1 rRNA gene is annotated in these 1,824 nt (G+C 52.2%); it reads right to left on the bottom strand.

Annotated elements, in window-relative coordinates:
• Positions 1 to 49 precede the first annotated feature (49 nt).
• Positions 50 to 1,589 (bottom strand): 16S ribosomal RNA (locus tag IM317_RS21455).
• Positions 1,590 to 1,824 lie beyond the last annotated feature (235 nt).

Raw genomic sequence — 1,824 nt, 5'->3', positions numbered from 1 at the left:
TTTTCATCAGACAATCTGTGTGAGCACTACAAAGGCAGGTTCTTTAAGGTAAGGAGGTGATCCAACCGCAGGTTCCCCTACGGTTACCTTGTTACGACTTCACCCCAGTCATGAATCACAAAGTGGTAAGCGCCCTCCCGAAGGTTAAGCTACCTACTTCTTTTGCAACCCACTCCCATGGTGTGACGGGCGGTGTGTACAAGGCCCGGGAACGTATTCACCGTAGCATTCTGATCTACGATTACTAGCGATTCCGACTTCATGGAGTCGAGTTGCAGACTCCAATCCGGACTACGACGCACTTTATGAGGTCCGCTTGCTCTCGCGAGGTCGCTTCTCTTTGTATGCGCCATTGTAGCACGTGTGTAGCCCTACTCGTAAGGGCCATGATGACTTGACGTCATCCCCACCTTCCTCCAGTTTATCACTGGCAGTCTCCTTTGAGTTCCCGGCCTAACCGCTGGCAACAAAGGATAAGGGTTGCGCTCGTTGCGGGACTTAACCCAACATTTCACAACACGAGCTGACGACAGCCATGCAGCACCTGTCTCAGAGTTCCCGAAGGCACCAATCCATCTCTGGAAAGTTCTCTGGATGTCAAGAGTAGGTAAGGTTCTTCGCGTTGCATCGAATTAAACCACATGCTCCACCGCTTGTGCGGGCCCCCGTCAATTCATTTGAGTTTTAACCTTGCGGCCGTACTCCCCAGGCGGTCGACTTAACGCGTTAGCTCCGGAAGCCACGCCTCAAGGGCACAACCTCCAAGTCGACATCGTTTACGGCGTGGACTACCAGGGTATCTAATCCTGTTTGCTCCCCACGCTTTCGCACCTGAGCGTCAGTCTTTGTCCAGGGGGCCGCCTTCGCCACCGGTATTCCTCCAGATCTCTACGCATTTCACCGCTACACCTGGAATTCTACCCCCCTCTACAAGACTCTAGCCTGCCAGTTTCGAATGCAGTTCCCAGGTTGAGCCCGGGGATTTCACATCCGACTTGACAGACCGCCTGCGTGCGCTTTACGCCCAGTAATTCCGATTAACGCTTGCACCCTCCGTATTACCGCGGCTGCTGGCACGGAGTTAGCCGGTGCTTCTTCTGCGGGTAACGTCAATCGACAAGGTTATTAACCTTATCGCCTTCCTCCCCGCTGAAAGTACTTTACAACCCGAAGGCCTTCTTCATACACGCGGCATGGCTGCATCAGGCTTGCGCCCATTGTGCAATATTCCCCACTGCTGCCTCCCGTAGGAGTCTGGACCGTGTCTCAGTTCCAGTGTGGCTGGTCATCCTCTCAGACCAGCTAGGGATCGTCGCCTAGGTGAGCCGTTACCCCACCTACTAGCTAATCCCATCTGGGCACATCTGATGGCAAGAGGCCCGAAGGTCCCCCTCTTTGGTCTTGCGACGTTATGCGGTATTAGCTACCGTTTCCAGTAGTTATCCCCCTCCATCAGGCAGTTTCCCAGACATTACTCACCCGTCCGCCGCTCGTCACCCGAGAGCAAGCTCTCTGTGCTACCGCTCGACTTGCATGTGTTAGGCCTGCCGCCAGCGTTCAATCTGAGCCATGATCAAACTCTTCAATTTAAGTTTGATGCTCGTGAATTAAACTTCGTAATGAATTACGTATGTTCACTCAGAGACTTGGTATTCATTTTTCGTCTTGCGACGTTAAGAATCCATGTCACTTTGAGTGCCCACACAGATTGTCTGATAAATTGTTAAAGAGCAGTGCAACGCGGCTTTCGCTCACCGTTGCGAGGTGGCGTATATTACGCTTTCCTCTTTCAGAGTAAAACATTTATTTCAGAATTTTTCTCTT

Origin of the sequence: Enterobacter cloacae complex sp. S3 (assembly GCF_014930495.1) — a bacterium.
In the GTDB taxonomy this organism is placed as follows: domain Bacteria; phylum Pseudomonadota; class Gammaproteobacteria; order Enterobacterales; family Enterobacteriaceae; genus Enterobacter; species Enterobacter asburiae_B.
This window is presented reverse-complemented; position numbering and strand designations above follow the sequence as displayed.